Source organism: Mesorhizobium sp. WSM3873, from assembly GCF_001672445.1.
In the GTDB taxonomy this organism is placed as follows: Bacteria; Pseudomonadota; Alphaproteobacteria; order Rhizobiales; family Rhizobiaceae; genus Mesorhizobium.
Map to the genome: position 1 here is coordinate 107,096 of NZ_LYTM01000057.1, position 17,892 is coordinate 124,987.

A 17,892-nucleotide genomic window follows, 5' to 3' on the forward strand; every position below is an offset into this window, starting at 1 on the left:
TCGGATCGTTCCGCAGAACGCGCCCCCCGGTCACCGGCTTCTCCTCTCGGCTTGCCGGTCGCGCCCTGTTGGCCGGTTGCCGGAGGAGTCGAACGCCTCGATGGCGGCGCGTTCCATTTCTTTCAGTGATCTTGAAAGCGTCAGGCCCCAAACGACATGAGCTGCAATCATCAGCATGTTTCTCCTGATGGGGTGACGGTGCGCCGGGGTCAGAATGCGGGCGGCGGGAATCCAACCGAGATAACTCAGCGCCCAGATGCATAAGCCGTAGGCGACCCCACTCCCTCGAGTGGTGGGCAGCAGGGCAAACAAAGCACCGGTGAGACCGCCAAACCCGAAATGCGCAAGCAGTGTTCTTGAACGTGCTTCGCGCTCGTCAACAGCTGGAAAAGTGCGGTCGACGATCTCGCGAGGCGGAAGCGGATAGCGCTCGTCGTCGGGCAGGACTGCGTGCAGGCGCCTCATCGTTGCCGTCATCGCCATGGTCGCCGCGACGCCTGCCACAGCCCCAAGCAACGCCTTATCGAGCGGCCGCATTGCTCACCATCTCTTCTCCATTGGGATCGAAAGACGACCTTTGCGTCCAGCCTGACGTCGACGCTTCAGGCCAGAAGCAAGAATCAACGCCGTCGTCCTCGACCCTCACTTCGCTTTAAAACCTCCATCAACCCGGCAAGCCGGTCAGGGAGCCACCTCTCGGTCCGAAACAGCGGAAGTGCACGCAGATGGCGCCTCATTATCTCACTGGAAAACTGGCGCCTCAGTAGCTGCGCAATCTGCTCATTATTATGTCTTCTATGTCCAACCATTTTCGTGACCGCAATCGGTTCGGTCACCAAACCGGAAAGACTTGCAGTTTGTTCCTGGACAGCTGAGCTCTTCTGTCAGCTCCATTATGCTAAGTGCTCGTCGTCCTGTTCTGAGGTTGGCCATCCGTGTTTTCGCCGAATTGCACCCGACGACGGGCGCCGATATTGGAGCACGACCGGGGCGGGTCGCACCAAGAATGGTGACATGGGCGGCGCCAACATCCAGAAGGCGCCGGCGCGGGCAGCAGCCGCCACTCGCAGAACCAGGTAATCCTATTGGCCGCGAAGCAAGCTCTCGAAAGCTTCCTCGAACAGCCTGGCCATCTCGGCATAGCCGTCGTCGGACGGATGCAGGCCGTCGCCGCAATCGAAGGCGGCGAGCAGCCTCGACGGGTTGGCGGGATCGGCCAGCGCGCGCTCGAAATCGACGACGGCATCGGCTTCGCCCGATGTCCTGATCCAGGCGTTCACCGCCTCGCGGTCGCGCTCCTTGGTAGGAGAGTAGAAGGTTCTGAGCGGCTGGCCTTCGAAGGCGCCACCGAAGGGCGGCAGCGTGCCAAGCAGCACCTTGATGCCGTTGAGGCGGGCGCGTGCGATCAATTGCCGGTAAGCCGCGATCAGGCTTTCGACGGCGACGGCCTCCTGACGGCCGGCAAGCATGGTTTCCGGCCAGCCGATGTCGTTGATGCCTTCCAGCACCGAGACCCACCGGACGTTGGGAAAGCCCAGAACGTCGCGGTCGAAGCGGGCGAGCGCGTTGGCGCCGCGGGCGCGGCTGGCAAGCACGCGGTTGCCGCCGATCCCCTGGTTGAGGACGCCGATGCCTGACAGCCGGCCGCTTTTCGCAAACCGCTCCGCCAGCCGGTCCGGCCAGCGCGCATTGCCGTCGACGGTCGAGCCGAAGCCGTCGGTGATGGAATCGCCGAGACAAACCAGAGAGCCACTGTCCGGCCCGCTCTCGACCAGCACGGCGCTGAGGAAATAGCGGCTGGTCGAGGTCTGCTGCACCGGCAGTTCGGCTGCGTCGGCGAAGTCGCCGATTTCGGAAATGTAGGCGGTCTGCTGCGCCTCGTAGTGATAGGTCTCGATCGGCGCGAAATCGGGGAAATAGAGGCTGATCGCGATCTGCCCGAGATCGGCAACCGATAGGTCCACAACATCGCCGAGAAGCGGCGCGCCGGGCGCCAGATCTGCCTGCGTCTCGCCGCCGAACGTCACCTGCCGGATGCTGCCGGCGCCGACCGCGCCGTCTTTCGCGGCAAGCGCGACGGTCGCGGCGCCGATACGAATCGGCGAGGCGCCATATTCGTTGGACAGCCTCAATCGCAACCTCTCACCGCCGGTGCTGACGCGCACGACTTGGCGTACCGTCTGCCGGTGGAAGCCATAGAGCACGGCGTCTCCCGGCCAGACGTTCATTGGGCTTGCGCTCCAGGTTCCGATCCAGTGCTCCATTCTCTCCATCCCTTCGGTTTCGGCGCGCGGCCCTCGCCAACACAGATAGCCGCGGCTTGCGGAGCGAGCTACCGGTTGCGCTTTCCGCGACACATAGATTTTTGACTCCGAATGCAACGAGCCGGAGGTCGAGCATGTTGTAGCGCAGTCGTAATCGCGGCCTCGGCTTTCACTAGCGGAATCAAAAAAGTACTAACACCCGCCCCGGAACGTGGTGGCTGGCCGGATAGCGCGCGCCTAGCCTGATCAGATCGTGCGGGGGAGGAAACGTTCCGGGGGATGTTTGGGCTGAGTGCCCCGCCGGGCGGGCTTGGTGGAAAGCTCTACCGGCAAAGATTCCAACCATTTCAGGGAGCGAGACATGGGTTGCGAGACCAAGAGCTTAACATTGAACCGCCGCGCGCTTTTGCAGGGCGCGGCAGCCACTGCCGGCGGCCTGTTGCTGGCGGGCGGCGAGCGCGCCGCGGCGCAAGGCACGACCTCCAAGGTTGTGGCCTGGGAGACCGGCTATCTCGGCTTCTTCTTCTTCGTCGTGCTGCAGGAGGCGCTGAAGCGCAAGGTCGAAGGCCTCGGCCTGGAATTCGTCGGCAAGGACGCCAATGGCGATGCCAACGCGCAGGTCAACGACTGGAACAGCCTGCTCTTGCAGAAGCCGCGCTACCTCATTTCCGACGCGCTGGATTCGGAGCTGCTCATCCCACTGAGCAAGAAGGCGAAGTCGCTCGGCGTGCCGCTCGGCATGGTCGACACCGTGCTTACCGGCGGAGAGGTAGCCGCTTCGGTGACCTTCGACAACAAGCTGTCGGGCGTCATGGCGGCGGAGAAGACCGCCGAGCTGCTCACCAAGAAGCACGGCTCGCCGAAGGGCAGCGTGCTCAACAATTACGGCTCGCTGACCGCCGTGGCGCTGCGCGACCGCAAAGACGGTTTCGAGGACACGCTTAAGAGCAAATATCCCGACATCGAGATCATCTCGCGGCCGCAGAACAACCAGCATGAGCAGGCGCTCGCCGTGGTCTCGGCGACGCTGCGCGAGCGGCCGGACCTCGACGCCATCCACATGCCGACCGACATCTTCGTCGTTGATGCCCGCAAGGCGCTCGAAACGCAGAAACGGCTGTTTCCGGTCGGCCATGAGAATCACATCATCCTGACCAGCATCGATGCCTCGCCGAATGCGCTGGAATGGGTGAAGGCGGGTGAGATCGACGCCGACATCGCACAGGACCCGATCGCCTATGTCGAGATCGTCGTCGACCTGTTGGAAGAGTACACGCTGAAGGGCAAGCCGGTTCCGACCGGACCTTACGAAAACAAGAAGTATTTTTGGGAGAAGGGCACGATCGCCGACAGCCCGTCCGGCCCGCTGCTCACCATCCCGCCCTACTTCCTCACCAAGGAAAATGCCGACGACCCGCGCCACTGGGCCAATGTCGTGACCCAGGTGTGGAAGATGCAGCAGAACGCCGGCTGAGATCGCAGCCGACGAGACGGGTGAGAACGCGCCCATCGCGTTCTCACCTCATTTCGAGATTGCCGGTTATCCCAATGGTCATCGCCGACGGCACGATCGTGCCCGATAGTCTCGCGCAGGACGGCGCCAACGCTGTTCTTACCGTCGACAACATCTTCAAGCGCTTCGGCCCGCTTGCGGTGTTGGACGGCGTCTCGCTGAGCGTGTCGCGCGGCGCGATCCATGGCCTGCTCGGCAAGAACGGCGCCGGCAAATCGACGCTATCCAACATCATCGCCGGCCTGTTGCGCCTCGACACCGGCTCGATCCTGCTCAACGGCGAAGACGTGTCGGTCCTGCCGTTGCCGGCGCGCAAGAAGCGCGGACTCCACCTTCTGTCGCAGCATTCGGAGATCTTCGAAGACCTTTCGATCGGCGAGAACCTTCTGCTGCCGGATCTGCCGAGACGCTACGGCCTGATCGACTGGCCCGCGCTCCGCCGCCTGGCGGCGCGCCAGCTCGAAAGCCATGGCATGCCGGTCGACCCGAGGCGGCGCGCCGGCGACCTCGGCGCGAGCGACAGGCGCAGGCTCGCCATCATCAAGGCGGTCGCGGCCGAAGCCTCGCTGATCATTCTCGACGAGCCGACGGCAGGCCTTGCGGCGGCCGAGCGGCTGCATCTGCTGGAATGGGTCGAAAGCCTCACCAAACGCGGCACGTCCTTCATCTACATCTCGCACCACAACGACGAGGTGCGCCAGCTCTGTTCGGAATACACGGTGCTGCGCGACGGCAAGGTGACCGCCAGCGGCAAAGCGGCGGAGCTTTCGGCCGAGGCCATGGCGCGCGTCATCACCGGCGCCGACGTCGCCGAATTCCACCGCGCCCGCAAGGATCATGGCGCGGCCATCGAGCTCAGCGGGCTATCCTTTTCCGGCGGCGGCCCGGTCGATCTTGCGATCGGCCACGGCGAGATCGTCGGCCTCGTCGGCCTGCTCGGCGAAGGGCCGCAGGAATTGATGCGGGCGCTGGGCGGCCTGCTGCCCATCGAGGCCGGTGCCGTCCTGATCGATGGCCGGGAAGCGCGTCTCGGCTCGCCGGGGCAGAGCCTCGGCTCGGGCATTGCCTACCTCACCCATGACCGCATCGGCGAAGGCCTGGTCGGCTCGATGTCGGTGACCGAGAACCTCAACCTCGGCAATTGGCCGCTATCGCTCGGCTGGCTGGTGAGCGGCGCCGGCATGAACCGCCGCATGAGCGAGGCGCGCGGCGCCATGGAGATCGTCATGGGCAGCGGCGCCCAGGAGATCGGCGAGTTGTCTGGCGGCAACCAGCAGAAGGTGCTGCTTGGCCGGCTGCTGGAACGCAAGCCGAGATTGCTTCTGCTCGACGAGCCGACCGTCGGCGTCGATGTCGCCGCCAAGGAGCAGATCCACCGCCTGATCGACGATGCGACGAAGAAGGGCGTTAGCGTGCTTCTGCTCGCGCAGGACCCGGAAGAGATGCAGCGCCTCGTCGACCGCGTGGTGATCTTCTCCAAGGGTCGGATCGCGCGGATGCTGCGCGGCGCCGAGATCACCATCGATGCGATCGCCGAAGCGAGAGCGGCGCGATGACAGGGGCAGTATCGGACATGACCAGCAAGAAATTCCTTCTCGACAATGTGGTCTGGATCCTGATCATCGTGTTCAGCATCCTCGCCGGCTTCCTCAATCCCTTCTTCCTTTCGGAAGGCAATCTGCAGAACGTGCTGGTGCAGGCGACCACGCTGGGCGTGCTGGTGCTTGCGGTCTCCTTCACGCTTCTGATCGGCGAGATCGATCTCTCGGTGGTCGGCAATCTGGTCTTCTCGAGCATGATCGGCGCCTATGCCATGCAGCAGTTCGGCGTCCACTGGACGCTGGCCGTGCTCATCACCATCGTTGCCGGGGTGCTCGTCGGTCTGCTCAACGGCTACTTCGTCGCCTATTTGCGCATGAATTCGCTGATCGCGACGCTGGCCATGGGGCTTTTTCTGCAAGGCGCGGTGCTCGGCGCCACCCAGGCCCGCACCATGGTGGTGACCGATGAAGGCTACAGCTACATAGGCAGCGCCACCATCGGCAGCTGGCCGGTAATGCCGATCGCCCTCTTCGTCGCCTATCTCCTGGCGCATGTCGTGCTTGCTTATTCGGCCTGGGGTCGCAACCTCTATGCCACCGGCGGCAACCGCCGGGCGGCGAATGCCGCAGGCATCAACGTCAAGCGCGCGAGGCTTGGCGCCTTCAGCGCTTCCGGCTTCCTCGCTGGAGTGGCCGGCTTCCTCTACACCTCCTATCTCGGCGGCGTCAGCGTGACCGTCGGCAGCACGACGCTGCTCTATGCCGTGGCAGCACCCGTCATCGGCGGCGTCTCGCTGTTCGGCGGGCGCGGCCGCGTCATCGGCATGCTCGGCGGCACGCTGCTCATCACCGTCATCCAGACCGGCCTGCAGCTCATCAACGTCTCGGCCTATTACATTCAGATGATCGGCGGCGCGATGATCCTGCTTGCGATCGCCGTCGATGCCTTCCGCATAAGGAGCGAGGAACGCGGCGTCGTTTGAGGCGCCGCTCAGCGCCGTGGAGGCTCAGAATAGTCAAAAAAGTACCAATGGAGTGGCGCGAACATGGTGGCGAAGATCTTGTCGGCTCGATAGCTTGGCTGACATGAGGCCGAAACCGGACGGCGCGTCGTAGAGGGGACGCGCCTTGGCTTCAATACGGGAGGAGCAGCGATGAAACCCGATCTTGAAGTTGTGCAGATCAGGCCGGGCGAGTCTTTCACTGCCTGGTCGCACGGTTACCCGTTCCGCACGGTGCGCTGGCATTTCCATCCGGAATACGAACTGCATCTCATCGTCGCCACCCGCGGCCGCTATTTCGTCGGCGACTTCATCGGCGAGTTCGAGCCGGGCAATCTGGTGCTGACCGGCCCCAACCTGCCGCACAACTGGGTGAGCGATGTGCCGAAGGACGCGACGGTGCCGCTCCGCTGCCGCATCATTCAGTTCAATGAGGGCTTTATCGACGGCGCAATCAACACCTTCCCCGAGCTCGCGGCGCTGACGCCGGTGCTCGAAGCCTCGCGCCGCGGCGTGCTGTTCAGCCGCCAGACCAGCAAGCAGCTTGGCCCGCTGATGGAAGAGATCATGAATTCGCAAGGCGTGCGCCGCATCGAGCTGTTCATGATGATAATGGGTCTGCTCAGCCGCGCCGAAGGCGCGCGCATGCTGGCCAGCGCGAGCTACCTGCCCGATCCGTCGGGCTATATGTCGGCCGGCATCAACAAGGCGCTTGCCTATCTGCGCGAGAACCTGACCCAGCCCTTCAGCGAGACGGACCTGGCCGCCATCGCCGGCCAGTCGCCCAGTGTGTTCTCCCGCTCCTTCCGCCAGCACACCGGTATGACGCTGGTTCAGTATGTGAAGCGGCTGCGCATCAACCTGGCCTGCCAGATGCTGATGAGCGACGAGCAGGCTTCGATCACCAGCATCTGCTTCGAGGTCGGCTACAACACCCTTTCCAACTTCAACCGGCAGTTTCTCGCCGAAAAGGGCATGACGCCCTCGCATTTCCGGCGGCTGACACTGCACAACATCAACCTGGCGAAAGCGGCCTAGCCAGCCGGCACGACAAGCAGCGGCGTCGAATTGGCATGGGCAAACGTGCGCGGCAAGGCAAAGCTTTGCCTGCGCCGCTAGCCGGAACGGCAACACCGATAGGGAACGAAGGTGACATCACCGTCCGCGACCTTGTCATCCTGCGGCAAAGCAATGACCTATAGCAACCGAACGGATCGGGCGAAGGATCTGAAGTCATGAGCAGTCATTTCATCGGCATCGACATCGGCACCGGCAGTGCCCGCGCGGGCGTCTTCGACGAAGCGGGCGCCATGCTTGCGTCCGCCAAGGCCGACATCGCCACCTGGCATGCCGAGGGCCATATCGTCGAGCAATCGAGCAATGACATCTGGCGCGCCGTTGCTACGACCGTCCGCGAGGCGGTGTCGCTTGCCGGCATCTCGGCGCAGTCGGTGCATGGCATCGGCTTCGACGCCACCTGCTCGCTTGTCGTTCTAGGGCCGGGTGGCGAGCCGCTGACGGTCAGCCCGTCAGGGGATCGCGAGCGCAACATCATCGTCTGGATGGACCACCGCGCCACCGAGCAGGCGCGCAGGATCAACGGCACCGGCGAGGATGTGCTGCGCTATGTCGGCGGCACAATCTCGCCCGAGATGGAAACCCCGAAGCTCTTATGGCTCGCCGAGAACATGCCGCGGACCTTCGCCGCGGCATGGCAGTTCATGGATCTCGCCGATTTCCTCACCTGGCGCGCCACCGGCAGCCTGGCGCGCTCGACCTGCACGGTGACTTGCAAATGGACCTATCTCGCGCATGAGGCACGCTGGGATGATGGCTATTTTCGCAAGGTCGGGCTCGGCGCGCTCGCGGATGAGGAATTTGCCCGGATCGGCACCGAGGTCGTGGCGCCGGGGAGCGCGCTGCCCAACGGCTTGACGAGCGAGGCGGCGGCCGAGCTTGGCCTTTTGCCCGGAACGCCGGTCGCCGCCGGCATGATCGATGCGCATGCCGGCGGCATCGGCTCGGTCGGCGCGCGCGGCGGCGCCGGCGATGTGACCACGCGCATGGCCTATGTCTTCGGCACTTCGGCCTGCACCATGACGACGACCGAACAGGCGGCTTTCGTGCCGGGCGTGTGGGGGCCCTATTTCTCCGCCATGGTGCCGGGGCTGTGGCTGAACGAAGGCGGCCAGTCGGCCGCGGGCGCCGCCATCGATCGCCTGGTCGGCATGCACCCCGCCGCCGTCGAGCTGGCAGGGATCGCGGCGCGAGGCGGCCAGAACCTCAGCCAGTGGCTGGCGCAGGAGGCGGAGCGGCATGGCGGTGCGGCGAAGGCGGACAGACTGGTCGGCGGCCTGCATGTCGTTCCCGAATTTCTAGGCAATCGTGCCCCCTTGGCCAATCCCGACGCGCGCGGACTGATCGCCGGCTTGGACATGGCGACCGGAGCCGACAGTCTCGTCGCGCTCTATGTCGCCGGCCTCTGCGGCCTCGGCTATGGCGCCCGCCAGATCCTGGCGGCCATGCATGGCCGCGGCATCAACATCGACACCATCGCCATCAGCGGCGGCGCAGGGCAGAGCCCGCTCGTGCGACAGCTCATCGCCGACTCCACCGGCAAGGTGGTCTACGCGCCAACGTCCCCCGAGCCGGTGCTGCTCGGCTCAGCGATGCTCGGCGCGGTCGCCGCCGGGCGCCACTCCAACCTTCCCGCGGCCATGGCGGCGATGTCGGAGGTGGGCGAGGTCTATTCGCCGAACGCCGCGCTCGCTGCCTGCCACGACAGGCGCTTTGCCGCGTTCGAACGCCTGCAGGCTGCTGCGCTGTCAGTGTTGACTGTGTGAGATATCCAGCCGTCGCCCGCCGACGTTTACCGTCACTTGCCCTCCTGGCCGGAACCATCGCCGGGCGGAGGGGTTGTGTCGTCAGACTTCGAGACATGGAAGGAAAGACGATGCGGACGGTGACGATGATGCTCGCTCTTTCGACCCTTGCCCTGGCGCAGCCGGTCTCGGCTCAACGCGCCGATCCGCAACCGCCCCAGGTTCTGCCCCCGGCTGAACAACCTCGGCTCGACCAGGTGCAACCCGATCCGGGAAGTTCCGGCCAAACCGTTACCAACGTCGTGGTGGTGGCGATGGAGGACCTGCCCGCAGAGATCAAGGTCCAGGCCGAAGCCGTGGTCACCAGGACAACCGCCACGGACCTGGCCAGGCTGCAGAAATCGATCGATGCCTCGCCCGAGGCGGTATCGGTTCTGCATGCGAACGGGCTGAATTCCTCGCAGGTCGTCGCCGCCAACATGGATGGCGACGGCACGCTGACGCTGATCATCCAGACCACGACATGATCGGCGCCGCCGCGCGCCAAACAAAATGAGAGTCCGCGAAGAGGCCGCCATGGCCGAAACCGCAATTCGCAACTTCACGCTCAACTTCGGACCGCAGCACCCGTCGGCGCATGGTGTGCTCAGGCTGGTGCTGGAACTCGACGGCGAGATCGTCGACCGCGCCGATCCGCATATCGGCCTGCTCCACCGCGGCACCGAGAAGCTGATCGAATACAAGAACTATCTGCAGGCCCTGCCCTATTTCGACCGGCTCGACTATGTGGCGCCGATGAACCAGGAGCATGCCTTCTGCCTCGCCGCCGAGAAGCTGCTCGAAATATCGGTTCCCCGGCGCGGACAGCTTATCCGCGTCCTGTTTTGCGAGATCGGCCGGCTGTTGTCGCACCTGCTCAACGTCACCACGCAGGCGATGGATATCGGCGCGCTGACGCCGCCGCTCTGGGGCTTCGCCGAGCGGGAGAAGCTGATGGTCTTTTATGAGCGCGCGTCGGGCGCGCGCATGCATGCCAACTATTTCAGGGTCGGCGGCGTGCATCAGGATCTGCCGGGAGAGTTGCTCGACGACATCTGGAATTTCTGTGATCCGTTCCTGGGAACTTTGAGCAATCTCGATGAACTCCTGACCGAAAACCGTATCTTCAAGCAGCGCAATGTCGACGTCGGCGTGATCGGACAGGACGATGCTTGGGCATGGGGTTTCTCCGGCCCGATGGTGCGCGGCTCGGGCGCGGCCTGGGATTTGCGCAAGGCGCAACCCTATGAATGCTATCCCGAAATGGATTTCGACATTCCGGTCGGCAAGCACGGCGACTGCTACGACCGCTATCTCGTGCGCATGGAGGAGATGCGGCAGTCGGTTAGGATCATGAGGCAATGTCTGGAGAAGCTGCGCTTGCCCGACGGGCACGGCCCGGTCGCCGTACCGAACCAGAAGATCACGCCGCCGCCGCGCGCCACCATGAAGCGTTCCATGGAGGCGACGATCCACCATTTCAAGCTCTACACCGAAGGCCATCATGTGCCGCAGGGCGAGGTCTACGCCGCGGTGGAGGCGCCCAAAGGCGAATTCGGCGTCTATCTTGTCTCTGACGGCAGCAATGTTCCGTACCGCTGCAAGATACGTGCGCCGTCTTTCGCCCACCTTCAGGCGATGGACTTCCTGTCGCGCGGGCACATGATCGCCGATGTCGCGGCCATCATCGGATCGCTGGATATCGTGTTCGGAGAGATCGATCGCTGAGTGGAGGTGCGGCGCGGGCAGCCCTAAGAGCAAATTCCAGACACAGTCCCAAACTTCGCGCGGGGAATTGCATCAACAGCCGAATGAGCGAAAGCAAAAAGATAGAGCGATTCGACGTTCTCGCAAAACGGTGAATCGCTCTAGCTACCGACGGCTGGGGACAACTCCCCTCCGTCTCCGATAAGGATTGAACTTGCCGCGGTTCTTCGAACCGCGGCAGTCGTCTTAGTGCATGAACACCGATCTCAGCCAGGCAAGAATGCCCGAGCCTGGAGAGATGGCCGCGCGAACGCGGGACGCCGCCCAGCGTGCCGGCAGATTGGCGCCGACATGGCAATGGCAGACGACCTCGTGCAGTTGCCAGTCGCTGAGTTCGAAGAAGCGCTTTGCTTCGCCGTAGGTGTCGTCCTTCAGGCCCTGAGCACGAAAGATCGGGTCTTCGAAGGCGACAGTAATCGGCGATCCGGTGGAACGCATCTTTTCGCGCACGTCGGGTGTGGCGTATTCGGTGCCCGCAAGCGCCATAAGGCGCCGGCCGGGATCCTGCTCGAGAAGTTGCGCCCAGCGTTCGAGGCGTTGGCCACGACTGGCGATGAGAACCGCTGCTTCAGCATGAACGTCGGCAACGGCATTGAGTTGGTCTACGGTTTGGTGCTTCAAGGCCGCCTCCTATGTCGGCAGATGATCACCCGCCCCGCAAACGGAACTAAGGCGCTGCATGGCGCCGGCAAGGGCGAAATGGGCGACGGGAAATCATTTGATCGTCATTCGTGTCCGACCCCGCCGAAGCGCGGCGGGATCGCTGTGGAACCATCCCCGGTCGAGGCCGTTCTGCCATGCGTCAGCCGCCGGTGATCAGGTGTCGATGAAGCGTCGGATGAGGCGGCTCTACCCATCATGTTCTGGTCGGGCAGATACCGGTTGCCCAAACCGCATCTCGCGGACTGCTCTGCCAGCGCAACGAGGGACCACCTTATGGCTATTCTCCCCACTCCCGACCCCACGCCAACGCCGGTCCCCACGCCGCCGCCGTTTCCCGACCCAAAACCGATGCGCGAACCGGATCCGGAGAAGCTGCCGGACGAGGAACCCGTTCCCAATCCGGATGAGAACGACGTGCCTCCCAAGCACTCGGGTGCGCTCGGTGCAGGGCCACGAGGCCATATCGGTGCGGGACATCATCGATGAGGCCGACCTCGGCCGCTCGGCTGATTGGCCACACGTCGGCCGGTCGCGCCGCCCCGCATTGTAAAGCGGATTGAACGATTCAAAGCACCAAGCCGGCGTCTATTCAAACCGCGCCGGCGCCCAGGCTCCTCCAGCCGTGTTCGACTCCACTGCCGCCGCCACGAACTTCACACCACGAGCGCCGTCGACGACGTCCGGTACCTGCGCCGCGCGCCCAACATCGACCGCAGTGCCCGCTCGATGCGCGCGGATGATGTCGGCGGCATCGCGGTAGAAATTGGCGAAGGCCTCGATATAGCCCTCGGGATGCGCCGCCGGCATGCGCGAGACGCGCCGGGCTTCCGCCGTCGAGCCGTGGCCGCCGCGCACCAGCGTGCGTGCCTCCTCGCGATACGGCGCGAAGCGCAGTTCCTCCGGCCGCGTGCCCGACCATTCGAGCCCGGCCCGGTCGCCATAGATGCGCACCGAAAGATCGTTGTAGTGGCCGGGCGAAGTCTGGCTGGCGAGGATGGTGCCGCGCGCCCCGCCGGTCCAGCGCACCAGGACATGCGCGTTGTCGTCGAGGCGACGACCTGGCACGGCGGTGAAAAGGTCCGCCGATACGGCGTCAGCCTCGAAGCCGGAGATGAAGCTCGCCAGGTTGAAGGCGTGCACGCCGATGTCGGCAAGCACCGCCGATTGCCCGGCGCGCGCAGGGTCGGTGCGCCATTCGGCCTGCTTCTGGCCTTGCGCGTCGATCGGCTGCGTCAGCCAGTCCTGGATGTAGGCACCGTGCACGGACAGGATGCGGCCGAGTTCGCCCGCTGCCACCATTTCGCGCGCCTGCCGCGCCATGGCGTAACCGGTGTTGTTCAATGTGACGAGGAAGCGGCGCTTCTTCGCCTTGGTGAGCGCCACCAACGCCTCAGCTTCGGCAAGCGTCGTCGACAGCGGCTTGTCGCAGATGACGTCGATGCCGGCTTCCAGGAAAGCAGTGGCGATCGGCGCATGCAGATGGTTGGACGTGACGATGACCACCGCCTCGATGCCGTCCGTCCGCGCCGCTTCGGCCTTTGCCATCGCATGGTAGTCGGCATAGCTGCGCTCCGGCGCGATGCCGATCTCGGCGGCCGATGCCGCGGCGTTTTCGGCATCCGAGGACAGCGCACCCGCCACCAGCGCGATCTGGTCGTCGAGCCGCATGGCCAACCGATGAACCGCGCCGATGAAGGCGTTGCGACCGCCGCCGACCATGCCGACCGTCAGGCGCTTGCGTAAGGTTCCGTCAGCGGTTGCGTAGACCATGGTTCGAGTCCTCCCGGATGCCGTCCAGCACAGGGACTATAGGAGGCGCCTCGCCAATTTCGAACAGCCTTTCCAAATTTTGTTTTGTAAAACGATCGTGCCGCACTAGCCTTGTGCGAGACCGGTGGAGGAGGGTTCGGATGGTGAAGGGTCGCATGACTACCCGCCGGCTTGTCGAGGCGATGGAAGCAAGACAATCGCTTCAAGTTTTGAATTCTCCCCTTTTTCCAACCGTCGGCGACTGGCGATCTTCACCGCAAGTTCGGGGCGCCTCAGGTACAACAGCTCGAATCCGGCCCATCTGATGAGCGGCGCACGAACCTCACCCGGCGAGAGCGTTCCCCGGAAACGCGGCCGTTCGCTGGCGGCACTTGGCCACACGAAACCACAAACCTATGAGGAGCTGCGCGCGGTGCTGTCTTCCGGCACCGTGCATTTCCCGAAAAGGATGCGCCAGGTCGCCATCTTCCTATGGCAGCATCCGAGCGACGTTGCGCTTGGCTCCATCGCCCAGGTGGCGGCGCAGGCAGGCGTGCAGCCCTCGACGCTGGTACGCTTCGCGCAGATCTTCGGCTATGCCGGCTTTTCCGACTTCCAAGGCCTGTTCAAGGACCACATGAAAGGCTCCTGGCCGGAAGGACGCACGCGCGACAACAAGGGACCGGCAGCAGCCGAACCCCACGCCGACTTGCATTTCCTCAACGGCATGGTCGGCGCCTCGCAGGCTTCGCTCAACCGCATCGGCAATGGCTTCGACACCGACAGCTTCGACAAGATGGCCGACCTGCTGGCGGGAGCCGAGCTGATCTACGTGATCGGCAGCAAGCGCGCTTTCCCGGTCACCACCTATCTGTCGCTGACGCTGTCGCAACAGGGCGTGCGCAACGTGTTGGTCGACAATGTCGGCTCGACCGCGCTCGATCAGGTCGGCTGCATAAGCCAGCGCGACGCGGTGCTCGCCGTTTCCTTCAGCCCTTACAACTCGATCACGCCAGACCTGGTCGCCCTCGCCCATGATCGCGGAGCACGCATCGTCGCCATCACCGACAGCACCTTCTCACCGCTGGTGAAACTCTCCGACACCTGGCTGGAAGTGGTGGAACAGGACTTCGCAGGCTTCCGCTCGCTCGCCGCTTCGCTCGCCGTCGGCATGGCTTTGGTCCACGGCGTCGTCGCGCGGCGGACAGGCTGATCGGCGCAGTTGACTGCAAGGAACTGCCGTTCCATATTCGAGAAAATAGAAACTTTGTTCCAGGAGGAGGAATGGAGGTTCGGCTCGACGGCAAGGTCTTGTTGATCACCGGTTCGACGCAAGGCATCGGCCGCGCGATTGCCTGGACGGCCGCCCGTTCCGGCGCCGAAGCTTTGCTGATCACCGGCCGCAACCGGCAGCGCGGCGACGCGGTCGCGGCGGAACTGTCGGCGATCGGGGCGCCGTCCGCTTTCCTGGCAGCCGACCTCGGCGACCCGAACACTCCGGCCCTGCTCGCCGCCGCATGCACCGAGCGCTTCGGCCGCATCGACGGGCTAGTCAATGCAGGGGCTCTGACCGACCGGGCCTCCTTCGTCGATGCCGGCCTCGACGACTGGACATCATTGTTCGCCGTCAATGCGCGTGCGCCGTTCTTCCTGATGCAGGCGGCGATCGCCGACATGAAAAAGCGCGGACAAGGCGGCGCCATCGTCAACATCCTGTCGATCAATGCGCATTGCGGCGCGCCGGACCTCGCCGTCTATTCCGCCACCAAGGGCGCTCTGGCGACGCTGACCAAGAATGCCGCCAACGCGCACCGCTTCGATCGCATCCGCGTCAACGGCATCAATGTCGGCTGGACCGATACGCCCGCCGAACGCGTCATGCAGGCCGAAACGCTCGGCCACGGCCCGGGCTGGCTAGACGCGGCCAATGCCGCGCAGCCCTTCGGCCGGCTACTCTCCGTTACCGACGTAGCGAACCTCGCCGTCTTCCTGCTTTCCGACGCGGCCGGGCCGATGACCGGCGCGCTGATCGACCAGGAGCAATGGGTGATCGGAGCGAACCGGTGAGCATCTCACCCTCCGCCTATCTCGGCCCCGCCCTGCTCGGCGGCCTGCCGCCTGAAGTCCGCAAACCGGCTTACGCTCGCTCGGCGCTGCAGCCGGGCATTGCCCATATCGGCGTCGGCGCCTTTCACCGCTGCCACCAGGCTGAATACACCGATGACCTCCTGGCGGACGATTTCGACCGCTGGGGACTGGTCGGCATCAACATCCGGCCTCCCGTGCTCGCCGCGACGCTCGGCCGGCAGGACGGCCTCTATACGCGGCTCATCCGTCAGAACAACGAGGTCGAGGCCCGCGTCATCGGCAGCATCGTCCGCGTGGTCGACAGCCAGCACAGCGCCGCGCCCGCACTCGAGGTGCTCGCCTCGCCCGATATCGAGATGGTCACGATGACGGTGACCGAAAAGGGCTATTGCCACATCCCGTCGAGCGGCGCGCTCGATCTAGACCATCCCGACATTGTCCACGACCTCGCCAACCCTGAGGCCCCGCGCAGCGTGCCCGGCATCCTGGCACGAGCGCTTGAGCTGCGCATGGGCTCGCATGGCCGCCCGGTGACGCTGCTTTCCTGCGACAACATCCCGGCCAACGGCACTATCCTCGGCAATGTCGTGCAGACATTCGCCGAGCGGCGCGGCAACGGCTTGGCGGACTGGATCGCCGCCAATGTCGCCTTCCCCTCGGCCATGGTCGACCGCATCGCGCCGGCAACGACCGAGGCCGATATCGAGACGGTCGAGCAGCGCTTCGGCTATCGCGACAGCGCCGTCGTCGTCGGCGAGCGCTTTCGGCAATGGGTGATCGAGAACCGCTTCGCCGGCCGCGTGCCGCGCTGGGACCGCATCGGCGCCGCTTTCGTAGACGACGTCACGCCGTTCGAGCATCTCAAGATGCGGGTGCTGAACGGCGCCCAGACGACGCTCAGCTATCTTGGCGTTTTGGGCGGCTTCGAGCACACATCGGATGCCATGGCCGACCCGTTGCTTGCCACCTTCGTCCGCCGCATGCTGACGGAAGAGACGCTGCCGACGCTGATGCCCGTGCCCGGCATCTCGCCGTCGGCCTATGTCGAGCAAAGCCTTTCGCGCCTCGCCAACACGGCGATCCGCCACCGCAATCACCAGATTGCTACCGACGGCTCGCAGAAGATCGTCCAGCGCCTGCTCAACCCGGTCAGTGATCGCCTGGCTAAGGGCCAAAGCATCGCGCTGCTGTCGGTTCCGGTCGCGGGCTGGATGGCCTATCTGATCAAGGCATCGTCGCGCTTCGGCCGCGCCTGGCAGGTGTCCGATCCTTTTGCCGAAAAGATTGCGGCCATCGCCGACCGCGTTGGTTCGGACAGCAAATCTCTTGCCAATGCAATCCTTGCCGTCGAAGCCATCTTCCATCCGTCACTTGCCGCCAGCGACGTGTTTCATGCAAATGTCGTCACCAGCCTCGATGGTTTGCTGTCAGATGATCCGATGGCCTTTGTCAGACATGTGTGCGCTGACCCAACAGATGCACGGTTGAAGCGACCAGCACGATCTGCATAGTACGAAGCGGGAGGCATCATGAAGCTTGGACTGCTCACGGCACCATTTCCGGATACTGCCCTCGGCGATGTCGCCGACTGGGCGAACTCGGCCGGCTTCGAAGCGCTCGAGATCGCCTGCTGGCCGAAGACTTCGGGCGCCAGCCGCCGCTATGCCGGCACCAGCCATATCGACGCCGCCGGCACCTCCCCCGCGCAAGCCAAGGACATTGCCGCCGAGCTCGCCGGCAAGGGCCTGACGATCTCCGGTCTCGGTTTCTATCCCAATCCGTTGCATCCCGATCAGGCGCATCGCGATGCGGTGATCGATCACCTGAAGAAGGTGATCGTGCTGGCAAGCCGAATGGGTGTCTCGCTCGTCAACACCTTCTGCGGCGGCGACGCCTCGAAGACTGTCGACGACAACTGGCAGGCCGCGCAGAAAATCTGGCCCGCGATCATCGCCCACGCGCGCGAGCACGGCGTCAAGCTCGCCTTCGAGAACTGCCCGATGATCTTCAGCTATGACGAATGGCCGGGCGGACACAACATCGCCTATTCGCCCTATGTCTGGCGCCGGATTCTCGAGGCTTGGGGCGGCGACGTCGGCATGAATTTCGACCCCTCGCATCTCGTCTGGCAGATGATCGACAAGGAACGCTTCATCCGCGAGTTCGGCCCGCACATGCTGCATGTGCATGCCAAGGACCTGATGATCGATCATGATGGTTTGTATGAGCGCGGGATCCTTTCCGCAGGCATAGGCTGGCAGGTGCCACGCATGCCGGGGCTTGGCGACATCAACTGGAGCAGCATCTTTTCGGGCCTTTACCGGGCCGGATATGACGGGCCGGTGGTCATCGAGCATGAGGACCGCCGGTTCGAGGGAAGCGACGACAAGGTCAAGCGCGGTTTTCTGCTGGCTCGCGACGTGCTGCGCCCCTTCGTCAAATGAG

Annotated in this window: 15 protein-coding genes; 11 read left to right on the plus strand and 4 right to left on the minus strand. The window is 64.3% G+C overall.

All coding sequences use genetic code 11. The features are described from left to right. Positions 1-30 precede the first annotated feature (30 nt). Positions 31-537 (minus strand): hypothetical protein, encoded by a 507-nt coding sequence (locus A9K71_RS28970; RefSeq protein ID WP_067003917.1) that lies wholly within the window; start codon positions 535-537, stop codon positions 31-33. 545 nt (positions 538-1,082) lie between these two features. Beyond that, positions 1,083-2,228: an SGNH/GDSL hydrolase family protein gene (locus tag A9K71_RS28975; protein ID WP_067003918.1), complete on the minus strand. Its 1,146-nt coding sequence runs from the start codon at positions 2,226-2,228 to the stop codon at positions 1,083-1,085. Positions 2,229-2,625: 397 nt separating this feature from the next. Here A9K71_RS28975 and A9K71_RS28980 point away from each other — a divergent pair, with 397 nt between their 5' ends. The 7 genes from A9K71_RS28980 to A9K71_RS29010 all read left to right on the plus strand — a co-directional run bounded on the left by A9K71_RS28980 (position 2,626) and on the right by A9K71_RS29010 (position 10,908). Then, positions 2,626-3,738, plus strand: coding sequence for a sugar ABC transporter substrate-binding protein (locus tag A9K71_RS28980; RefSeq protein ID WP_067003920.1), 1,113 nt, complete (start codon positions 2,626-2,628; stop codon positions 3,736-3,738). A 74-nt stretch (positions 3,739-3,812) separates the two neighbouring features. Continuing rightward, positions 3,813-5,333: a sugar ABC transporter ATP-binding protein gene (locus A9K71_RS28985; protein WP_067003922.1), complete on the plus strand. Its 1,521-nt coding sequence runs from the start codon at positions 3,813-3,815 to the stop codon at positions 5,331-5,333. Between the two features lie 17 nt (positions 5,334-5,350). Beyond that, on the plus strand, positions 5,351-6,301 hold the full coding sequence (locus tag A9K71_RS28990) for an ABC transporter permease (protein WP_164746842.1): 951 nt from the start codon (positions 5,351-5,353) through the stop codon (positions 6,299-6,301). 171 nt (positions 6,302-6,472) lie between these two features. Continuing rightward, positions 6,473-7,357 carry an AraC family transcriptional regulator gene (locus A9K71_RS28995; protein WP_067003926.1) on the plus strand — a complete coding sequence of 295 codons (885 nt, stop codon included), beginning with the start codon at positions 6,473-6,475 and terminating at the stop codon, positions 7,355-7,357. Between the two features lie 197 nt (positions 7,358-7,554). After that, complete coding sequence (locus A9K71_RS29000; protein WP_067003928.1) at positions 7,555-9,162, plus strand: FGGY-family carbohydrate kinase; 1,608 nt, start codon at positions 7,555-7,557, stop codon at positions 9,160-9,162. Positions 9,163-9,272: 110 nt separating this feature from the next. Next, complete coding sequence (locus A9K71_RS29005; RefSeq protein WP_067004194.1) at positions 9,273-9,668, plus strand: hypothetical protein; 396 nt, start codon at positions 9,273-9,275, stop codon at positions 9,666-9,668. Positions 9,669-9,717: 49 nt separating this feature from the next. Beyond that, positions 9,718-10,908 (plus strand): NADH-quinone oxidoreductase subunit D, encoded by a 1,191-nt coding sequence (locus tag A9K71_RS29010; RefSeq protein WP_067004196.1) that lies wholly within the window; start codon positions 9,718-9,720, stop codon positions 10,906-10,908. A gap of 225 nt (positions 10,909-11,133) precedes the next feature. On the opposite strand, the gene A9K71_RS29015 is transcribed toward A9K71_RS29010, so the two are convergent. Both A9K71_RS29015 and A9K71_RS29020 read right to left on the minus strand, forming a co-directional pair. Then, the gene (locus A9K71_RS29015; RefSeq protein ID WP_067003930.1) at positions 11,134-11,568 is read right to left on the minus strand and encodes a hypothetical protein; all 435 of its coding nucleotides are present in this window, start codon (positions 11,566-11,568) and stop codon (positions 11,134-11,136) included. Between the two features lie 627 nt (positions 11,569-12,195). Then, positions 12,196-13,380 carry a Gfo/Idh/MocA family oxidoreductase gene (locus A9K71_RS29020; protein ID WP_067003932.1) on the minus strand — a complete coding sequence of 395 codons (1,185 nt, stop codon included), beginning with the start codon at positions 13,378-13,380 and terminating at the stop codon, positions 12,196-12,198. A 304-nt stretch (positions 13,381-13,684) separates the two neighbouring features. Here A9K71_RS29020 and A9K71_RS29025 point away from each other — a divergent pair, with 304 nt between their 5' ends. The 4 genes from A9K71_RS29025 (at position 13,685) to A9K71_RS29040 (ending at position 17,891) form a co-directional block, all read left to right on the plus strand. Then, positions 13,685-14,572 carry a MurR/RpiR family transcriptional regulator gene (locus tag A9K71_RS29025; RefSeq protein ID WP_067003934.1) on the plus strand — a complete coding sequence of 296 codons (888 nt, stop codon included), beginning with the start codon at positions 13,685-13,687 and terminating at the stop codon, positions 14,570-14,572. 71 nt (positions 14,573-14,643) lie between these two features. Beyond that, positions 14,644-15,426 carry an SDR family oxidoreductase gene (locus A9K71_RS29030; protein WP_067003936.1) on the plus strand — a complete coding sequence of 261 codons (783 nt, stop codon included), beginning with the start codon at positions 14,644-14,646 and terminating at the stop codon, positions 15,424-15,426. Next, the gene (locus A9K71_RS29035; RefSeq protein WP_245299828.1) at positions 15,423-16,958 is read left to right on the plus strand and encodes a mannitol dehydrogenase family protein; all 1,536 of its coding nucleotides are present in this window, start codon (positions 15,423-15,425) and stop codon (positions 16,956-16,958) included. The genes A9K71_RS29030 and A9K71_RS29035 overlap by 4 nt, the downstream gene beginning before the upstream one ends. A gap of 18 nt (positions 16,959-16,976) precedes the next feature. Further along, positions 16,977-17,891 carry a sugar phosphate isomerase/epimerase gene (locus A9K71_RS29040; RefSeq protein ID WP_067003940.1) on the plus strand — a complete coding sequence of 305 codons (915 nt, stop codon included), beginning with the start codon at positions 16,977-16,979 and terminating at the stop codon, positions 17,889-17,891. The last annotated feature ends 1 nt before the right edge of the window (position 17,892 follow it).

Bases quoted from the DNA above. Each gene is read 5' to 3' on its own strand.
- A9K71_RS28980 (WP_067003920.1), top strand. From the start codon at position 2,626: ATGGGTTGCGAGACCAAGAGCTTAACATTGAACCGCCGCGCGCTTTTG.
- A9K71_RS28975 (WP_067003918.1), bottom strand. From the start codon at position 2,228: ATGAACGTCTGGCCGGGAGACGCCGTGCTCTATGGCTTCCACCGGCAG.
- A9K71_RS28970 (WP_067003917.1), bottom strand. From the start codon at position 537: ATGCGGCCGCTCGATAAGGCGTTGCTTGGGGCTGTGGCAGGCGTCGCG.
- A9K71_RS28995 (WP_067003926.1), top strand. From the start codon at position 6,473: ATGAAACCCGATCTTGAAGTTGTGCAGATCAGGCCGGGCGAGTCTTTC.
- A9K71_RS29040 (WP_067003940.1), top strand. From the start codon at position 16,977: ATGAAGCTTGGACTGCTCACGGCACCATTTCCGGATACTGCCCTCGGC.
- A9K71_RS29020 (WP_067003932.1), bottom strand. From the start codon at position 13,380: ATGGTCTACGCAACCGCTGACGGAACCTTACGCAAGCGCCTGACGGTC.
- A9K71_RS29005 (WP_067004194.1), top strand. From the start codon at position 9,273: ATGCGGACGGTGACGATGATGCTCGCTCTTTCGACCCTTGCCCTGGCG.
- A9K71_RS29000 (WP_067003928.1), top strand. From the start codon at position 7,555: ATGAGCAGTCATTTCATCGGCATCGACATCGGCACCGGCAGTGCCCGC.
- A9K71_RS29030 (WP_067003936.1), top strand. From the start codon at position 14,644: ATGGAGGTTCGGCTCGACGGCAAGGTCTTGTTGATCACCGGTTCGACG.
- A9K71_RS29025 (WP_067003934.1), top strand. From the start codon at position 13,685: ATGAGCGGCGCACGAACCTCACCCGGCGAGAGCGTTCCCCGGAAACGC.
- A9K71_RS28990 (WP_164746842.1), top strand. From the start codon at position 5,351: ATGACCAGCAAGAAATTCCTTCTCGACAATGTGGTCTGGATCCTGATC.
- A9K71_RS29010 (WP_067004196.1), top strand. From the start codon at position 9,718: ATGGCCGAAACCGCAATTCGCAACTTCACGCTCAACTTCGGACCGCAG.
- A9K71_RS28985 (WP_067003922.1), top strand. From the start codon at position 3,813: ATGGTCATCGCCGACGGCACGATCGTGCCCGATAGTCTCGCGCAGGAC.